This window comes from Porphyromonas sp. COT-290 OH3588 (assembly GCF_000769075.1).
Lineage (GTDB): Bacteria > Bacteroidota > Bacteroidia > Bacteroidales > Porphyromonadaceae > Porphyromonas.
Genome location: NZ_JRFC01000020.1, coordinates 1 through 18,161 on the forward strand (window position 1 = coordinate 1; position 18,161 = coordinate 18,161).

Genomic DNA, 18,161 nt, shown 5'->3' on the forward strand with positions numbered 1-18,161 from the left:
GGGGGATAGTATTCAAGGCTCCCAAAGCCGCTCAAACACCCAAAAAACACCGAGAAAGATACAAGAAACTTTGAGCGGTGTATTGCGCAATAGTCTCAAAAAGAGAAAACAGAGCGAACAATGAAATAACGAACAATGAATATGAATAACCCAAATCCAACAATGAACAACGAATATTACGACCTACAATACATCAAAGCGATACCGATAGGTGACTACCTGCACGCCTGTGGCATCGAGCCTGCCAAGCGTTACAACGGCTACGCCCTTTATCACGCTCCCTACCGAGAAGACCCCAACGCCAGTCTGAAAGTGGACTTTCGGCAAAACCTGTGGAACGACTACGGGACAAGCCAAGGTGGAAGCATCATCGACCTTGTAATGCGTATGCGTGGGTACAGTGCCTACGAAGCAATGGCACATCTTGCCGAAAGGAAAGCGGCACCCCTCGCACCCACTTCCTTTCATCGTGAAACTCACACAGAACAGATAAGAGGTGAACAGCGACCAAGTAATGTAAGGCGTATTCTCTTCATCAGCGAAGAATTGCCCCTATATCTGCAAAACTATCTCCGAGAAGTACGCAAGATAGACCTTGCCGTGGGAAGTCCCTATCTCCGTCACATTCGCTACGAAGTGGGAGGAAGAGAATACTCTGCCATCGGCTTTGCCAATTGTGCAGGAGGGTATGAACTCCGAGACGACAAGACATTCAAGGGAACAATCGCACCAAAGGATATATCCGTAGTTGCGGGAGAAACGAACAACTCCCCTCTCTGCATCTTCGAGGGCTTTATGGATTTCCTTTCCCTTCTCACGATGAAAGGGAAAGAAATCGCTCCCTGCCTTGTGCTGAACTCCGTCAGCAATCTCCCACGAGCCATTGCCTATCTCCACGAGAAAGGTATCGATTCCGTTCAAGCTTTCTTCGATAACGACCCAGCAGGACGAAAAGCTCTCCAAACTCTTTGCTCAGCAGGCATCAAGGTAGAGGATATGAGCCGACACTATTCCCGATACAAAAACCTCAATGACTATCACGTTGCCCAAAGAACAGAACTAAAGCAGGTGATACCACCTCGCAAACGAGGACTTAGACGATAAGGTAAAAGAGAGCAAATAACATTATTCTATCATTGGGTATCCAAAGATTCAGGAAATAAAATGTATGCGAATAAACGGCTTTGTTTCGATAGCTACGGCAGTTCCGCAGAACAGCAAGTTTGCAGAGCCAAACTTAGAAACAAAGCGTGCAGGCATTCACAGAATGCAACTTAACAAGAAAGAAGCACGAGCAGGGCGGAGCGGACATTTCAAGAAATGCCATAACTTATTAGGGTATTTTCTTCACGCTGCACTCCGTTATCGCTAAAAATACCCTCCTGAGCCAAGGGACTTTGCCCCTTTGGATACCCCTAAATCAATCTTCAAACAATGGGCTACGCCGTATTACATATAGACAAGGCGAGAAGCAACGACTCGGGAAATACCGCTCATATAGCGCGGACATATACCCCGAGTAACGTCGATCCTTCTCGCACACACCTGAACAGGGAATTGGTGCAATTCCCTGCAAATGTGACCAACCGTAGCGAAGCGATAGAGCATCGTATCGCCACGGCCGGTATCTACCGAAAGGTAGCAAAGAACCAAGTCAAAGCCCTGCGCTTTATTCTGTCAAGCTCACCAAAGGATATGGCTCGCATAGAGCAGGAAGGACGCCTGTACGAGTGGTGTGATGAATCGATGGATTGGCTTCGCTCCACTTTCGGGGCGGACAACGTGGTCGCTGCCACACTCCACGCAGACGAGGAAACGCCCCATATTCACGCCACGATCGTCCCGATTGTCACGGGCGAAAGACGGAAAGCCAAAGAGGAAGCCGAGAAAGGGAAGCGGAAGTACAAGACGAAGAAAAACAAGATACGGCTTTGTGCCGATGATGTGCTTACGCCCAAGAAGCTGGAGCAGTATCAAACGGACTATGCCAAGCGAGTGCAGCGTTTCGGATTGGAACGGGGCGTATACGGCTCGGAAGCCAAGCACCGCACCACGATGGAGTATTACAAGGAAATTCTCAAATCTACGAAAGAGAAGGAAGCCCAAAAGGCGGAACTCACAGCCAAGATAAAGGAGCTGGAGAAGCAGGCAGGCAAGCTCCGTATGAAAGGAACGCTGTACTCCCTCTTTGGCAACTCCGAACTCGACAAGGCAGAGAAGCGTATTGCAGACGTGGAACAGGAAGCCGAACGGCAACAGTATCTTTCTCAAAAGGAGAAGGCTGAAATCCGCAAGGAGGTGGTACTCTTGCAGGATACGGTTAAGGGAAGGGACAGAGCCATTGCCGAATTGAAAGAAACCGTGCAGATTTACGAGGAAGAGCGGAATTGGATAAAACGCTTCTTCAGTGGCTTCTACCAACTCTTGAATATCCGTCTGATGCTCCGTAAGATGAACTTCTCGGACGACAGAATAGCGGAGATGTATCGCACGGAAACTCCCCAGCGAGGTACGGTAACAGCCTACTCGGGACTATACAAGAGAGAGTTTACGGAAGAGGGTTGTGAAATCCGCATCGCTAAGGACGAGAAGAAGCGACCGCTACTGACTATCAATGGACTTCCCGTTACCGATTGGTGCGAACAGAAATGGAAACAGCTTATCAATCGTAATCGCTCGCAACGACTGTAATTACTTTTTTTCTTTCACCGACAAGAAGAAAAACAAGAAAAGACGCTCACTTTCCCTCGCAAATCTGTACCTTTGCAAGTGATAATAGTGAGCCATCCGAGGTTCTGCGTGATGATGGATTCTAGGATGAACCACTTTTTAGACGTCTGTAATCAAGTCTTATGACATATATACCCAACCTAAGAGCCTTAACCTACCGTCAAAACAGCCTAATAGCCTATGTGGATAGTGTAAACAGCAAATGCGGGTTGTCACAGTAGCGAAGTTGGTGTATTGAATATCTTTGGTTAGCTTTGTTATCGTTTGAGGGAACTGCCTGATAACATTATTATTAACACTATAAACGCATCTAATCAAAATGAAACATCGGTTATTAGCCACTCTAGCTTGTATTGGCTCTCTGGCTTGGGCTAGCGAGAGTGCGCCTCTATGGCTTAGGCATCAAAGCATCAGCCCCGACGGCAAGACCATCGCATTCTGTTACAAAGGCGATATCTACTCCGTATCGAGCTCCGGAGGACGTGCGCAACGGCTAACCTCCAATGCCGCCTACGACACAGCGCCTGTCTGGAGCCCCGATAGCAAACAAATCGCTTTCTCTAGCGATCGGGAGGGGACAGATGATCTCTATATTATGCCTGCTGAAGGCGGAACGCCCAAGCGTCTGACCGTAGGTAGTGGCAGCGAGCGGCCTGTTGCCTTTGTCGATAATGGCATTGTACTCTTCCAAACCTACTTGATGCCAGACCGTCAGTTCGATCTGTATCCTAGTGGTATGTTTGCTCAAACCTTTGCGATGCCGACTACGGGTGGCCGCCCTAAGCTATGGAATTCAATCCCGATGGACGGTCTCAGCCTGTCGAACTCGGGAGAAGTGCTATACACCGATGTCAAAGGATACGAAGACTATTGGCGCAAGCACCACACCTCCTCGATCGCTCGCAATATCTGGCACATCAACAAAGAAGGACGATATCAGAAGCTCACGACCTTCTCGGGTGAAGATCGCAATGCCATTTGGGACGGACAAGGAGGTTTTTACTATCTGAGCGAGCAGGACGGCACATTCAACGTCTACCACAGAGCCCAAGCACTCCCCTCAGCTAAGGACAGGCAGCTCACGACCTTCTCTGGCAATCCTGTTCGCTTCTTGAGTCGAGCCTCCGACGGCACCCTCTGCTTCGGCTACGACGGACAGATATATACGATGCGTGATGGCAGTCAGCCTCAACTAGTCAATATAGATATTGTACTCGATGCCGAGGAGCGAGCTATGATACCACATATCCTACGAGGCAATGCTATCAGCTCTTTTTCGGTTGCTCCCTCGGGTAAGGAAATTGCTTTCGTAGAGCGAGGCGATGTCTATGTGGTCAATGTAGAGTTCGGGACGACCAAGCGCATTACCAACACAGCTGAGCAGGAACGCTCAGTAGACTTCGCCCCCGACGGCCGAAGCATTGTCTACGCAGGCGAGAGAGGCGGACAGTGGCAACTCTTCCAGAGCGAGCTGGTACGTAAGGACGATATCAACTTCGCCTACGCCAAAGAGATCCGAGAGAAGCAGCTCACACAGGGCACTCTTCCCTCCTTCCAGCCTCAGTTTAGCCCCGACGGCAAAGAGATCGCATTCCTACGCAACCGCACAAGCATCGTCGTGCTCAACCTCAAAAGTGGCAAAGAGCGCATCGTAATGCCCGAACACATCAACTACTCCTACACAGACGGCGACCAAGACTTCGTATGGAGCCCCAACGGCAAATACATCATGACGAACTATATGGGCAATGGTGGATGGACGCATGTAGACTGCGCAGTCTACAACGCCGATGGCAGCGGGCTGAAAGTAAACCTAACGCAGAGCGGCTACAACGACGGTAGTGGTCGGTGGGTACTAGACGGCAAGGCAATTCTATTCGGAAGTGATCGAGCTGGCTACCGTAGCCACGGCAGCTGGGGAGCTACCCAAGACTTGTATCTGATGTTCCTCGACCATAAAGCCTACGAGGATTTCATCAAGACCAAGGAAGAGCGAGCCATAGACAAAGAGATCAAAGAAGAGGCCGACAAGCTGAAGAAAAAAGAAGAAGAGGCCAAGAACAAGAAGAAAAGTAAGAAGGCTAAGGATAAGAAAAAGACCGACGATGCCTCCACTAAACCTAACGCAGAGATCTCTAACCTAGACCTAGAGCAGCGTGAGCGCCGTACCCTTCGTCTAACGAGAGCCTCTGGTGCTATCCTAGACGCAGCAATGAACAAAGAAGGTACCAAGGTCTACTACATCGCTCGCTTTGAGAGCAGCATAGACCTCTGGGAATATGACGTCGTAGAGCGCACAACCAAGGTGCTCGTACCTCAAGCCAATGGAGGTGCGCTAGAGATGGCAGCAGACGGCAAGACACTATTCCTCGCTAGCTTCAATGGTCTGAAGAAACTTGACGGCACAAGCCTCAAGCCAATCAACATCACCGCCGAGTTTGAGCAGAAGCCCATGGCCGAGCGTGAGCACGTCTTCTCTCATGTTTGGCAGCAAGTCCTAGACAAGTTCTACGACCCCAAGCTACACGGTGTAGACTGGCAGAAGTACCGTTCTGTGTATGCTAAATTCGTTCCTCACATCAATAACAATAGGGATTTCTCCGAGATGCTCAGCGAGATGCTTGGTGAGCTCAACGCTTCTCACACAGGTGCCCGTGCCATGTCCGCAGGAACATCTAGGGCTACGGGGCGTCTAGGAGCTTTCTTCGACGGCAAGTACGAGGGTGCGGGCTTTCTCATTGAGGAGATTATGCCCGGTAGTCCTCTAGCTCTGGCCGAGGGGAAAGTGCAGGAAGGTATGGTCATCGAGAGCATCGATGGTCAAGAGATTGAAGCCAATCGAGCCCTCGCCTACTATATGCAGGGCAAAGCTGGTAAGAAAACACTCCTTGGCCTGCGTGACCTGCGCACGGGTAAGACAAGCGAGGTGTTGGTCAAACCAATTACCTTCTACCACGAGCGAGAGCTACTCTATGAGCGTTGGCTCAAGCAGCGTGCCGACCTAGTAGATAAGTGGAGTAACTCTAGGGTTGCTTACGTCTACGTTAGACAGATGAATAGCCCCAGCTTCCGCACAGTATTCAAAGACCTAATGGGTAAGTATCGTAATAGGGAAGCCGTTATCGTTGATACGCGCTACAACGGGGGCGGTTGGCTACACGAGGATCTGGCGATCTTGCTCAGCGGACGCAAGTATCTCACCTTCAACCCACGTGGGCAGTACATTGGCGACGACCCATTCATGCAGTGGAGCAAGCCCAGCTGCGTATTGATGAGCGAAGGAAACTACAGCAATGGGCACGGCTTCCCTTGGGTGTACAAAGAGCTAGGCATCGGCAAGCTGATTGGTGCGCCAGTACCGGGGACGATGACGGCTGTATGGTGGGAGCGAATGTTCAACAACAGCTTAGTCTTCGGTGTGCCACAGGTAACCTGCCAAGACCTCCAAGGCCGAGCTCTGGAGAATATGGAGCTACAGCCAGACATCGAAGTTTACAATAGTCCAGAAGATTACCTCACAGGTCAAGACACACAGCTCAAGCGTGCCGTAGAGGAGATGCTCAAGGTGATTGATGCGAAGAAGTAATAGATACTCCTAGACCTCCCATGGCATAGGTCAGTAGACAAACACAGAAAGAGCCGCATGCATCGTCGAGTGCTTGCGGCTCTTTCTATTGAGCAGCTCGGTGGCTACAAAGCTCTGTTACTTCTGAGCGTCCCAGCTCTGACCACAGCGGATGCGGTCATCGAAAGCCGTTAGAGCGGCCTTAGCGCCCTCGCCCATTGCGATCACGATCTGCTTGTAAGGTACAGTCGAGCAGTCGCCTGCCGCATAGATACCATCGATCGAGGTACGACAGCGCTCGTCAATGACGATCTCGCCCATCTTATTACGCTCTACGACACCGTCGAAGACTTGGGTATTGGGTGCAAGACCAATCTGCACAAAGACACCATTGACAGACAGATCAAAAGGCGCACTGCCGTCACGAGGAGCTACCTTGAGGGCTGAGATACCCGTACCATCGCCTACAACCTCTTGCGTAGCAACGCTCTTGTGTACCGTAACGTTGGGCAGAGTCATGAGCTTGTCCTGTAGTACAGTATCGGCCTTGAGCGTATCGGCAAACTCTAGCACGGTAACGCTCTTACAGATACCAGCCAAGTCTATCGCAGCCTCAATACCAGAGTTACCACCTCCTACTACCGCAATATCCTTACCCTTGAAAAATGGGCCATCGCAATGGGGGCAGAAAGCTACACCACGGCCGATATGCTCCGCCTCACCCGGTACACCTAGACGACGCCAAGCAGCACCGGTGGCGATAATCACCTGAGGAGCAACCAGCACTTCGCCAAAAGAAGTCTTAATCTCCTTGAACTCGCCTACAAGCTCCACGCTCTCCACTCGGCGCTGCTCCAAGATATCGATGCTGTACTCGCTGGCGTGTAGCTTGAGGTCTGCGGCAAGCTGAGTACCCGTTGTCCTAGCCACGGAGGGAATGTTCTCAATAGCCGTGGTTTCATTGACTTGCCCTCCCACACGCTCTGCGACAAGGCCAACCTTGAGCCCCTTACGAGCCGAGTAAATAGCCGCAGCAGTGCCCGCTGGCCCCGCACCAACGACCACGAGGTCGTACTCCTTGCGGACAAGCTCGACCGAGGCTTGCTCGTCCTTGCCCACTTTCTCCTCGAGTTTGACGAGTAGCTCACCTAGATTACTCTGACCAATGTGTAGGATTTCGTCGCCAACATATACGGTCGGTACGGCAGAGATTTTGCGAGCATTCACTTCGTCTTGGTACACAGCCCCATCTACCATCTCGTGCGTAACGCCTTCGCCTGCAATAAGGGCTATTAGGTTCATCGCCTGAACGACCTCGGGACAGTTGGTACAAGTAAGCGACACGTAGGAAGTCAGCTTGATTGGCTTCTTGAGAGCCTTGATGCGGCGAAGCAGTATCTCGTCGGGGAGATTCTTACCCTTACCATCGGCATTGAAGACAGCAAGAATAAGGCTAGTAAACTCATGCCCCGTAGGGATACCACGGAAGCTCACACCAGTATCTTGCCCATCTCGCCAAATGGTAAGACGCAACTCATCGGTCTGAGATACCTCGACCTCTATCTTGTCGCTCGTAGAGGCGAAGTCAATAATCATCTCGGTTAGCTCCTGCCCCTTGCTGTCTGGCGTGGCGCTTACCCGAAGCGTATATTTATGTTCTAGCGCAGCGAATATGCTGCGGAGCTGATCGAGTACAGCTTGTTCTAGTCGCATAGTCGTAATATGATTTGATACAAAAAAAGGCAAGAGGACAGAGGCAACGCCTACTATTCCTCTTGCCATAAGTAGTGTTAAGTAATTAGCTCTTGAGTACTCTAGATCTTACCAACTAGATCGATGCTTGGCTTGAGGGTAGCATCGCCTTCCTTCCACTTAGCTGGGCAAACCTGACCGGGGTGTTCGTGAACGAACTTAGCGGCCTTAATCTTGCGAAGCAGCTCCTGAGCATCACGACCGATACCATTGTCATGGATCTCAGCGATCTTAACCTGACCGTCTGGGTTGAAGACGAAAGTACCACGATAGGCCATACCCTCCTCCTCAATCATCACGCCCATAGCACGAGCTAGATGACCGGTAGGATCTGCGAGCATAGTGTACTGAATCTTGTTGATCGTGTCTGTCGTATCTGACCAAGCCTTGTGTACGAAGTGCGTATCGGTGCTGATCGAGTAAATCTCCACACCTAAAGCTTGGAACTCTGCATAGTTGTCCGCAAGGTCAGCTAGCTCTGTAGGACAAACGAACGTGAAGTCTGCTGGGTAGAAGAAGAATACAGACCACTTACCCTTGAGATCTTCGTGTGATACGGTTACGAAGCCTTCTCCCTTACGATAAGCCTGAACCTTAAATTCTGGCAACTGGCTATTGATAATGCTCATTGTTTTGTTCGATTAATATGGTTTTGTAACTAATGATACTGCAAAGCTAGAGCAATCTCGCCCCTTATCCAATTAGATTTGTATATCCTACTATTAGCAAATCCAATCAGCCTTAGTGGCTCTCACTGAGCATCTGCCTTAGCAGGAGCAGTGCCTTATCTTCGGCAGCACGCATCTGCTTCTCTTCGGCTTGGGTTTTATCCCCCAAACCAGCCAAATGAAGCAAGCCATGTACGATGACACGATACAGCTCATCAAGCGATTCTATCCCTAGTTGCTCTGCATTGCTCGCCACCGTGTCTAGACTGATGAGCATATCGCCAGAGATGCGATCGCCTTCGCTCTCATCAAACGTAATGATGTCGGTGTAGTAGTCGTGATCGAGAAACTCACGATTGACCTGCAAGATGCGCTCATCCGAGCAAAACTGATAACAAAGGTCGCCCACACGCTTGCCATGACTACGAGCCACCTCGGTGAGCCAGCGCTTGAGTATGCGCCTAGGAATACGAGGCAAACGGACGTCCTCGTCTGTGTAGAATGCAATCATTACTCCGAAGTCCTCAGCGACGTGGCCGCATATTTTTGTTGAAGAAATAAGCTAGACCAAGCAGATTGACTAGCCCTAGTACAGCTCCTCCTGCTACTACGATTCTCTGGGCATCATTGAGCCAGATACACCACACAGCAGCCCCAACGACGACCACCGCAGCGATGACTTTGAGGATAAGATTTGTTCGTTTGACGTCTATTTTCATTGAACGATTATTTTATAGTCTATAGTTAAACCCGAAGCTAATCAGCTCGTTAAATTGCAAATATCTATTCCAACCCTGAGCGGGGCGCACGGCATCATCGTAGCGTAGCTGTACATTGATGCGTGTAGAGAAGTAGCGCCCGATCTTCATATCCAAGGTATTCTCCCACTCTGCCTCTACGTTGGCGTAAGATGTATTAAAGTATAGGCGAGATTGCCAAGTCACATTCATATTGATATCCCACTGCATACTTGCCCTAAGGGTCGAGCCAAAACGATGAAACGCTAGCTTCTCCTCTGCCAAACCATGGCGCCCTAGGTCAATATCTCGACGAGCCGTACTGCGGTAGGTGTAGGATATGGGCGCCAAGTTCATTGAGTAAGCAAACTTGCGCCGGTAGACACGGGTGGACTTACTGCTGTAGTCGAACTTCATACCAAGACCTATATTGAGGGTCATAGGGGCAAGCAGCGCAGACTGTAGGATATTGGTATTGCCCTTGTAGTTATTCAGCAACTGCGTGCGTGCCTCAGCATCGAGGGTGTAGAACCAGCGCTTACTTGCCTTGAGGCCGAAGTTGCTACGCAGACGCAATAGGTCATCGGCGATGCGGAAGCTCCGCACTCGGTCTTTCTCCGACTTATCCGTATTATATATGCTGAGCTTATTCTCCAGCTCGGTCTTCCAGTTGACAGACTTCTTGAGATAGGTCATCGAGGCATAGCTCCGCATGATGAGGTTTAGGTTGGACGAACCGCCCTTGTGCCAGTTATCCGAAACATGATTCTGCGAGAACTGTGCGCTACACTCGAAGGCCGGTATCCAGTATCTACGCTCAATCTCTTGTAGCTGTAGTACCTCTGCTAGCTGCTTAACGCTACGCTGCTCAAAGCGCTGCTCAAGCATCTGCGGATTGGTGCTGAGGTTAGAGATGCCGAGTGCCTCTCTAGTCCCGAGTGCCTCTGCCCCATAGTGGAAGAGATCTACACGCTCCCTCTGCAGAGCAAACATAGTATGGTTCATCAACCTAAGTTTGAGCTCAAGATTGGGGGCAAACTTAGGTATCGGTAGCTCATAGGTTGTAGCCTTGGCGCGGTAAGTGGGTCCATCGACCGAGAAGGACAGAGGCGCCAAGGGCTTACCTATCTCCTGCACTGTCTTGTATTTGGTCGTAAGGGGTAGACACATCTTGTAGGCGAGGATAGATGGCGCTTGGTCTTTCGTACCCAGATCTCCCACTTGTAGATATTCGATTAGGGGGGATTGCTCTGCCTGATGCACCAAATCTAACAGAGCACTATCCACAAGAGGGCTTGGGGCATAGTACGCCTGAGAGGAGGAAGTCTTGGCAAGCAGGCTATCCAGATTGTAGTGAACCGTATCTCTACTCTGGGCAACCAGACTACCCGTAGCCGAAACGATAAATAAGACTAAATATGTATATATGTATCTAATTGATTGCCTCATCTATTACTTATTTCATTACTAGCACAAAGGTAGGAAACACTTTACTCATTCCCAACCTACCTATACTCATCAACACACCCACAGGCCTATTCGTTTTGCCCCTCTAGGCTGAAGCTCCGAGGAACCTCAACTAGGGCTTGCTCTAGAAGAGGTATCACTTCTAGACAAAGAGACTAAGTTGGTACCTCGCAATATGCCTTCAAGACAGATCGAGCACGTGGACAAAATTTAGATTTTAGTTCACTTTTCGGATTATTGATGGGCTGACTTATTAAGTCTAGCCACAAAGACGCAAACCTCGTCTTTGGCCCCTAGGAGGCTCTCTATTGCGTCCGACCCTATTTGGGCACTTAGTCCCCAGTCTAGTGAAAACACCCGCCCCAAACGGACACTTCATAATAAACTAAAAGACAAACTGATAAAACACAGATCTAGTTAGTTTCCTTTAAGATCGCCATACTTTTTCTGTGTTTCTTCCCATCAATCTTTTCGGTTTGTAGGACACATCTCAGCAGATTAGTCCATCAATCCGCAGAAATCTTCCCTTCAACTTTCTCCAACAACCGAAGCAAAAGACTCAAACCGCTTCGTGAGTTAGCCAAATTGGAGCCAAATCCGTTAACATTAATCAACAGAAAAAGCGAAAAGTGCCTCCTCCACATCGCACCCCCAATAGGCCTCAAAAAAGCACTTCCCAACTAGCCAAAATCAATTTCTTCATTTTTCCGCCTCAATACCTACCTAATACCCGGCATATACAGCTCTGCTAAGTTTTCTGTTATTTAGAAAGTTTGAGCTACCTTTGTGGCTCATTTGAAGCTACAACACTAGACATAAAAGTATGATTAGACCTAAGAGCACCAATCAGGCGGTGTGGGCCGACGTATATACGTACGCCAAGCTACCAGCCGAACTCAGCAAACTCGATGAGCTAGCGCATAACCTCTGGTGGGTATGGACACCAAAGGCTCAGAACCTATTCAAGCGTATCTCTCCAGAACTATGGGATAGCACAGAGGGCAACCCTGTGAAACTAACTCGCCTGCTTACAGGCGAGGAAATACGCAAAATCACAGCTGACCAAGACCTACTCAAAGAGATCGACAGTGTCTATACCGATTTCCGTGCCTATATGGACGAGCCTGCAGACGAGGAGCGCCCCTCTGTAGCCTATATGAGTATGGAGTATGGTCTGACCAATGTGCTGAAGATCTACTCTGGTGGTCTAGGCGTACTGGCAGGTGACTACCTCAAAGAAGCAAGTGACAGCAATGTCCGTCTGACGGCCGTTGGGTTCCTATATAGATATGGTTACTTCACACAAGCTCTGAGCCCAGCTGGCGAACAGATTGCCCAGTACGAAGCTCAAGACTTCACTCAGCTACCCCTCGAGCAGCTAATGAACGAAGACGGCAGCCCCGTAGTGCTAGAAGTCCCCTACTCTAGCCACATCGTATATTCTTACGTCTGGCGTGTGCGTGTAGGGCGCATCAGCCTCTACCTACTCGACACAGACAATGGTCTAAATAGTGAGTGGGATCGCAGCATCACACACCAGCTGTATGGTGGCGACTGGGAGAACCGCATGAAGCAGGAGTATCTGCTCGGTATCGGTGGTGTCCTACTGCTCAATAAGCTCGGCATCAAGAAAGAAGTCTACCACATGAACGAGGGGCATGCCGCCTTCATGAGCGTGCAGCGCCTACTCGACTATGTAGAAAAGGAGAAGCACCCATTCGACCTAGCCCTTGAGCTAGTACGCGCCTCCTCGCTCTATACCGTACACACCCCAGTACCTGCTGGGCACGACTACTTCGACGAAGGCCTAATGGGTAAATACCTCGGGCACGTACCCCAGCGTTTGGGTATCTCTTGGCAGGAGTTTATGGACATGGGACGCGAAAATCCCGGTACGGACGAGAAGTTCTCAATGAGCACTTTCGCCCTGAATACCTGTCAGGAAGCCAATGGTGTAAGTAAACTACACGGCAAGGTATCGCAGCAGATGTTCGCTCCAGTATGGAAAGGCTTCTTCGCCGAGGAGCTACACGTGGGTTACGTAACCAACGGTGTGCATATGCCTACATGGGCAGCACCTCAGTGGCAGGAGTTCTACGCCAAGCACTTCGGCAAGGACTTTGTCAAGAATCAGACGAAGGAAGAGGTTTGGGGCAAGATCCAGCAGATCCCCAGCGAGGAGATTTGGGAGATCCACCACAACCAGAAGCTCCAGCTCATCGACTATATCCGCAAGCATTACGCAGAGCGTTGGATCAAGAATAGCAGCACGCCAGAGGTAACTAAGGCCATTCTAGACGGCATCAACCCCAATGCCCTGCTCATCGGCTTCGGACGTCGCTTCGCCACTTACAAGCGTGCGCACCTGCTCTTTACCGACCTAGAGCGCTTGAGCCGTATCGTCAATAACGAGAAGTACCCCGTACAGTTCCTCTTCACCGGTAAGGCTCACCCTGCCGATGGCGGTGGTCAAGGACTCATCAAGCATATCCTAGAGATCAGCCGTCGCCCAGAGTTCCTCGGCAAGATTATCTTCCTAGAGAACTACGATATGCGTCTAGCGAGTAAGCTCATCGCTGGCGTAGATATCTGGATGAATACGCCTACTCGTCCGCTTGAGGCCTCCGGCACATCGGGTGAGAAGGCAGAGATGAATGGCGTACTCAACCTCAGCGTGCTCGACGGTTGGTGGTACGAGGGCTACAGACCCGGCGCAGGTTGGGCTCTGACGGAGAAGCGGACCTTCCAAGATCAGTCACTGCAAGACAAGCTCGATGCTACGACGATCTATGATATGCTGGAGCGTGAGATCCTACCCCTACATTTCGATGGCCGACAAGAGAAGCCATTCAGCGAGGCATGGATGCAGTTTGTCAAGAACTCACTCAACTTCATCGCTCCACACTATACGATGCGTCGTATGATGGACGACTACTTCGAGCGCTTCTACTGCAAGCTAGCCAAGCGCTCGGCACATCTACATGCCGATGACCACGCCGTGGCTCGCTCACTCGTAGCATGGAAACAGGAAGTGGCAGCTCACTGGGAGGATATTCAGATCCTAGAGATCAGCGATGCAGGCACTCTTGGCTTCAATGCAGGACAGCGTGACATCGACACAAGTGGTGTCCTATCCCTAAAACTCGATAAGGGACGTCTACAAGCTAAGCTAGATGTGGAGCTTGTCTTCGCCAAGCCAGACGAAAATGGCCAACTACACTTCGTTGAGACCGAGGCTCTAGACCTCTCGGCTACAGAAGGGACAATGGAGGTCTACAGCATAGAACTCATGAACAAGCGTCCGGGACACTACAAGGTGGCTCTACGTATACTGCCTCGACACGAGGGGCTACCTCACCGTATGGACTTTGCATACGTGCGCTGGGTAAATATCCTCTAGGATAGCAAGCGAACCAATCCGAAAGGGGCTGTGTCAAAAATGAATTTTGACACAGCCCCTTTTAGACACTTCAGTTTGTGCAAAATACAAGGCACCCAAACTAAATCTATGGGAAGGATACTAAGGCAAGGAAGCAAGACGAAGAAGCAGGGCATGCGGCACAAATGTTGCCAAGCAAATCGAGCCGTTTGTATACGACGATGTCCCTCTTGAAAGCATTTAATACCTTGACTAATACTAGCCGATACGGGCGACTGTTTCTATCCAATTATCCGTATCTTTGTGCCTCCAACGTAAATATATATAGACGAAAGCAATGATATCAGTAGACGCCTTAACAGTCGAGATAGGAGGTAGCGCACTCTTCTCCGACATATCTTTTGTGATCAACCCCAAAGATCGCATCGCCCTAATGGGGAAGAACGGAGCAGGCAAAAGTACGATGCTCAAGATACTAGCAGGTGTGCGAGAGCCCTCCAGAGGCCGTGTCAATGTCCCCACGGACGTTAAGGTAGCCTACCTACCACAGCACTTGCTCACAGAAGATGGGCGCACCGTATTCGAAGAAACAGAGCAAGCCTTCGCCCATCTGCACGAGATGGAGGCACGTATGGCAGAGCTCAACCATCAGCTCGAGGTGCGTACCGACTACGACAGCGACGAGTATATGGCGATCATCGAAGAAGTATCTGCGCTCGGGGAGAAATTCTATGCGATTGAGGAGATCAACTACGACAAAGCGATCGAACGTACACTACTGGGCTTAGGCTTCAAGCGCAGCGACTTCACACGCCAAACCTCGGAGTTTAGCGGTGGGTGGCGTATGCGTATCGAGCTAGCCAAGCTCCTCCTACGCAAACCCGATGTCCTCCTGCTAGACGAGCCCACCAACCACCTCGATATCGAGTCCATTCAGTGGCTGGAGGACTTCCTCGTGGAGAACAATCAGACAGTCGTAGTAATCAGCCACGACCGTGCTTTCGTCGATCGCATCACGACACGTACACTTGAGATCACGATGGGGCGTCTATACGACTACAAGGTCAATTATACCGAATATCAACGCCTAAGGGCTGAGCGTCGTGAACAGCAACAAAAGGCTTACGAGGAACAACAGAAATTCATCGCCGAAACAACGGACTTCATCGAGCGTTTCAAAGGGACGTACTCCAAGACCAATCAAGTGCAGAGCCGAGTGCGTATGCTAGAGAAGCTCGAGCTAGTTGAGGTAGACGAAATCGACACATCGGCCATTAGACTGCGCTTCCCACCAGCTCCACGCTCGGGCAACTATCCAGTTATGATGAGCGATGTAGAGAAGTCATTCGGAGAAAAGAAGATTTTCGACAGGGTAAATCTAACAATTGAGCGAGGGGATAAAATCGCTTTCGTCGGCAAGAATGGAGAGGGGAAGAGTACGCTGGTGCGTTGCATCATGAAGGAGCTAGAGCATGGAGGCGAGCTAAACATCGGCCACAACGTCAAGATTGGCTACTTCGCACAGAACGAAGCTGCAGCCGTAGACGAAAATCTGACAGTATTCCAGACGATTGATGATGTGGCTGAGGGTGAAATCCGAACGAAGATTAAGGATCTACTAGGGGCTTTCATGTTCGGCGGCGAAGCGTCTAATAAGAAGGTTAAGGTGCTAAGTGGTGGAGAAAGAACACGCCTAGCCCTACTGAAGCTCTTGCTCGAGCCATACAACCTGCTCATTCTTGACGAGCCAACAAACCACCTCGACATGAAAACGAAGGAAGTGCTCAAACAGGCACTACTCAACTTCGATGGCACACTCATCGTAGTGTCACACGACCGTGACTTCCTCGATGGCTTAGTATCTAAGGTGTACGAATTCGGTGGAGGTAAAGTAGTCGAGCACCTCGAGGGCATCTACGAGTTTATGCAGCGCAAGAAGCTTGAGAACCTCAAGGAACTAGAGCGCTAGCCTACACTTCTCTTGAGCATCTCTCTATGTCAGACACATTGCTGCAGCAAACAGCCTAGACTATACGACTTGGTCACAGTAGCTTCAGATTTCGGTGTCCAAAGAATTAGGGAGAGTTGGCCCAAAATGTATAATTTTGGAGGAATATTACGTTAGATAAAGAGATAAGATATGGGTCGAATTATAGCATTAGCCAATCAAAAAGGCGGAGTGGGTAAAACCACAACAGCCATCAACTTAGCAGCATCGCTTGCCTCGCTTGAGCGCCGTGTACTCATTGTAGACACCGATGCTCAGGCCAATGCTTCTTCGGGTCTGGGACTAGAGGTCGCCAACCTACGCCAAACACTCTACGAGTGCCTGTGTGCAGGCCTACCAGCAGCCGAAGTTATTACCCCGACAGCAGTGGAGGGGTTGGATATTATCCCCTCTCACATCGATCTAGCAGGGGCGGATCTAGAGCTTCTGGAGCGTGAGGGGCGAGAGTTCGTCCTCAGAGGCGTCCTAGCCCCTGTGGTTGATCGCTACGACTACATCATCATCGACTGCTCTCCCTCGCTCGGGCTCATCACAGTGAATGCTCTCGTAGCAGCCGATGCAGTGATTATCCCCGTGCAATGTGAGTACTTCGCCCTTGAAGGAATCAGCAAACTGCTCAATACAATCAAGATTGTTAAGAGCCGCCTAAACCCACGCTTGGAGATAGAGGGCTTCTTGATGACCATGTACGACAGCCGCACTAGGCTCAATAATCAAATCTACGAGGAGGTCAAAAACCACTTCCAGAGCTTGGTGTTCGACACCGTCATTCAGCGCAACGTCAAGCTCGGTGAGGCGCCTAGCCACGGCCTACCCGCTCTACTGTACGATGCAGAGAGCAGAGGTGCTATCAACCATCTACAGTTGGCCCGTGAACTCATCAATAAACATCAGAAGTAGCATTGCGATATGAGCAAAAAGCACAAGCCCGCCCTCGGCAGAGGGCTGAACGCACTACTAGGCGGCGGTAGCCAGCCCATCGCTACCGAGTCGTTTCTCTCGCAGGCTACACCCAGCGAGAGCCAAGAGGCATCTACCCTGAGAGAGCTGCCTCTAGAGCTCATAGTCCCCAACAAAAATCAGCCTCGTAGGGAGTTTGATCCAAGTAGCCTAGAGGAGCTAGCAGCCTCCATTCGTCACCTAGGGCTTATCCAGCCTATCACCGTACAGCCACTCGAGGACGGACACTACCAGATTATCTCTGGCGAGAGGCGCTATCGTGCAGCCCAGATAGCAGGTATGGAGCAGATACCTGTCTATATGCGTCAGGTAGAGGCCGAGGAACTACTAGAGCTAGCACTAGTAGAGAATATACAGCGAGAGGATCTCAACGCTATCGAGATTGCTCTAGCTTATCAGGAACTACTAGAAGCAACTAAACTCACACACGAAGCCCTAGCCGAGCGAGTGGGCAAGAAGCGTGCTACGATTAGCAACTACCTACGCCTGCTTCGCCTACCTAGCCAAGTACAGCTCGGGCTAAGCCAAAGACTGCTCGATATGGGACATGCTCGTGCCCTGCTACAAATAGAGGATACAGAGCGACTCATCGAGCTGTATCAGATGATTCTCAGCGAAGAGCTAAGCGTGCGTGAGGTAGAAGAGATAGCTCGTGCCATCAAAGACAGTGAGCAGTCGCCTAAAGCTGAGGCGAAGGCAACGACAGTCACGAGCAAACCAGACCGCAGAGAAGACTTTAAGGCACTAGAGAAACATCTGGGTAAGGTCTTCGACTCTAGAGTATCTCTAAGCTGCTCGACAAAAGGCAAGGGGCGCATCAGCATTCCCTTCGCCAGTGAAGAGGATCTAGAGCGCATTATCCTACTGCTAGAGCGCATACAACAGACATAAGGCT

Annotated in this window: 12 protein-coding genes; 7 read left to right on the top strand and 5 right to left on the bottom strand. The window is 50.4% G+C overall.

What is annotated here, in order from left to right; genetic code table 11:
- Positions 1–162: 162 nt before the first annotated feature.
- From HQ48_RS05260 to HQ48_RS05270, 3 genes are all read left to right on the top strand, one after another.
- Complete coding sequence (locus tag HQ48_RS05260) at positions 163–1,104, top strand: toprim domain-containing protein (protein ID WP_081969733.1); 942 nt, start codon at positions 163–165, stop codon at positions 1,102–1,104.
- Between the two features lie 330 nt (positions 1,105–1,434).
- On the top strand, positions 1,435–2,691 hold the full coding sequence (gene mobV / locus HQ48_RS05265; RefSeq protein ID WP_044232146.1) for a MobV family relaxase: 1,257 nt from the start codon (positions 1,435–1,437) through the stop codon (positions 2,689–2,691).
- 358 nt (positions 2,692–3,049) lie between these two features.
- A complete protein-coding gene (locus HQ48_RS05270; RefSeq protein ID WP_044232148.1) occupies positions 3,050–6,316 on the top strand; it encodes a S41 family peptidase in 3,267 nt (1,088 codons plus the stop codon).
- A 117-nt stretch (positions 6,317–6,433) separates the two neighbouring features.
- On the opposite strand, the gene ahpF is transcribed toward HQ48_RS05270, so the two are convergent.
- From ahpF to HQ48_RS05295, 5 genes are all read right to left on the bottom strand, one after another.
- Positions 6,434–8,008, bottom strand: coding sequence for an alkyl hydroperoxide reductase subunit F (gene ahpF / locus HQ48_RS05275; protein ID WP_044232149.1), 1,575 nt, complete (start codon positions 8,006–8,008; stop codon positions 6,434–6,436).
- 101 nt (positions 8,009–8,109) lie between these two features.
- On the bottom strand, positions 8,110–8,676 hold the full coding sequence (gene ahpC, locus HQ48_RS05280) for an alkyl hydroperoxide reductase subunit C (protein WP_044190486.1): 567 nt from the start codon (positions 8,674–8,676) through the stop codon (positions 8,110–8,112).
- Positions 8,677–8,788: 112 nt separating this feature from the next.
- Positions 8,789–9,226 carry an rRNA maturation RNase YbeY gene (ybeY, locus tag HQ48_RS05285; protein WP_044232150.1) on the bottom strand — a complete coding sequence of 146 codons (438 nt, stop codon included), beginning with the start codon at positions 9,224–9,226 and terminating at the stop codon, positions 8,789–8,791.
- A gap of 13 nt (positions 9,227–9,239) precedes the next feature.
- On the bottom strand, positions 9,240–9,434 hold the full coding sequence (locus tag HQ48_RS05290; protein WP_044190479.1) for a hypothetical protein: 195 nt from the start codon (positions 9,432–9,434) through the stop codon (positions 9,240–9,242).
- Between the two features lie 12 nt (positions 9,435–9,446).
- Entirely contained in the window at positions 9,447–10,901 is a 1,455-nt protein-coding gene (locus HQ48_RS05295) for a DUF3078 domain-containing protein (protein WP_044232151.1), read from the bottom strand.
- A gap of 841 nt (positions 10,902–11,742) precedes the next feature.
- Here HQ48_RS05295 and glgP point away from each other — a divergent pair.
- The 4 genes from glgP (at position 11,743) to HQ48_RS05315 (ending at position 18,157) form a co-directional block, all read left to right on the top strand.
- Entirely contained in the window at positions 11,743–14,319 is a 2,577-nt protein-coding gene (glgP, locus tag HQ48_RS05300; RefSeq protein WP_044232152.1) for an alpha-glucan family phosphorylase, read from the top strand.
- Positions 14,320–14,635: 316 nt separating this feature from the next.
- Positions 14,636–16,267: an ABC-F family ATP-binding cassette domain-containing protein gene (locus tag HQ48_RS05305; RefSeq protein WP_044232153.1), complete on the top strand. Its 1,632-nt coding sequence runs from the start codon at positions 14,636–14,638 to the stop codon at positions 16,265–16,267.
- A 171-nt stretch (positions 16,268–16,438) separates the two neighbouring features.
- Complete coding sequence (locus HQ48_RS05310; RefSeq protein ID WP_044190470.1) at positions 16,439–17,206, top strand: ParA family protein; 768 nt, start codon at positions 16,439–16,441, stop codon at positions 17,204–17,206.
- Between the two features lie 9 nt (positions 17,207–17,215).
- A complete protein-coding gene (locus HQ48_RS05315) occupies positions 17,216–18,157 on the top strand; it encodes a ParB/RepB/Spo0J family partition protein (RefSeq protein WP_044232154.1) in 942 nt (313 codons plus the stop codon).
- The last annotated feature ends 4 nt before the right edge of the window (positions 18,158–18,161 follow it).